The 1,326-nt window shown below is 65.8% G+C and carries 2 protein-coding genes; both read left to right on the top strand.

The annotated features are described in order from the left end of the window. Positions 1–204: hypothetical protein (locus ACYVDE_RS23050; protein WP_460503871.1), on the top strand; the 204-nt coding region annotated here is incomplete at its 5' end. A gap of 126 nt (positions 205–330) precedes the next feature. Then, positions 331–1,326 (top strand): glycosyltransferase family 4 protein (locus ACYVDE_RS23045; protein ID WP_460503870.1); only part of this gene is annotated, 996 nt, incomplete at its 3' end.

Raw genomic sequence — 1,326 nt, 5'->3', positions numbered from 1 at the left:
GGCGTGCCCGGCCGCCTGCTGGCCCGGTTGCTGCTGGCGTTCGGGCTGCTGTGCGGGGTGTGGTTCGCGCTGCAATACGGCGGTCTGGGGCTCAGCTGGTGGCTCGAAAGCGGCCTCATGGCCGTGGTTTTCGGACTGATTGTGCTGGGCACGGGCCTGGTGCGGCGTCGCGAAATTGCGCAGCTGCTACCGGGGAAAGGGTAGGATGAAACGTGACAAAGCCCGTCGTGCTGAGCGTAGCCGAAGCATCTCTACCGCGCAAGTAGTTCGTTTACTATTGCTGTAGAGATGCTTCGGCTGCGCTCAGCATGACCGTTCAGATTCAACATCATGCCCACCCTAACACCCTTGCACATTGCCGTCAATACCCGCTTCCTACTGCCGGGCGGGCACCTCGAAGGCATTGGCCGCTTCACCTTCGAAACCCTGCGCCACCTCGTGGCCCAGCACCCGGACGTGACGTTCCACTTCCTGTTCGACCGGGCCTACGATGCGCGCTACCTGCTGGGCCCCAACGTGGTGCCGCACGTGCTCAGCCCGCCGGCCCGGCACCCGTTCCTGTTCGTGGCCTGGTTTGAGGGCGCGGTGGCGCTGTGGCTGGCCCGGCACCGGCCGGCGGCCTTCCTTAGCCCCGACGGCTTTACCACGCTCAACACCCGCGTGCCGCGCGTCACGGTGCTGCACGACCTGGCCTTCGAGCATTTTCCGCTCGATGTGGGCTTGTTGCAGCGCAAGTACTACCACTTTTTTGCGCCGCGCTTCGCCCGCGCCTCGGCGCAGCTCGTGGCCGTGTCGGAAGCCACCAAGGCCGACATCGTGCAGACCTACGGCGTGGCACCGGCCAAAATCAGCGTGGCCTACAACGCGCCGGCCGACTGGTTCCGGCCCTTGCCCGAAGCGGCACAGGCCGACATCCGCCAGCGGTTCAGCCAGGGCCAGCCGTATTTTCTTTTCGTCGGGGCGTTGCAGCCGCGCAAAAACCTGGCAAACCTGCTGCGGGCGTTCGACCAGTTCAAGGCCCGTCCCGATACGGCCGAGGCCCAGCTGCTCATCGTGGGCCGCAAAGCTTGGAAAGCCGGCCCCATCCTCGATGCCTACCAGCAAATGCGCCACCAAAGTGCCGTGCACTTCACCGGTCGCGTGTCCGATGCCGAGCTGGCGGGCCTCTACGCAGCAGCGCTGGCCACGGTGTATGTGCCCTATTTTGAAGGTTTTGGGATTCCGATTGTGGAAGCGCAGGCCAGCGGTTGCCCGGTGCTCACCAGCGGCGTCAGCTCCATGCCCGAAGTGGCCGGCCCCGGCGGCGCCCTGCTCGCCGACCCGCTC

It is taken from the genome of Hymenobacter agri, from assembly GCF_054778495.1.
This window is presented reverse-complemented; position numbering and strand designations above follow the sequence as displayed.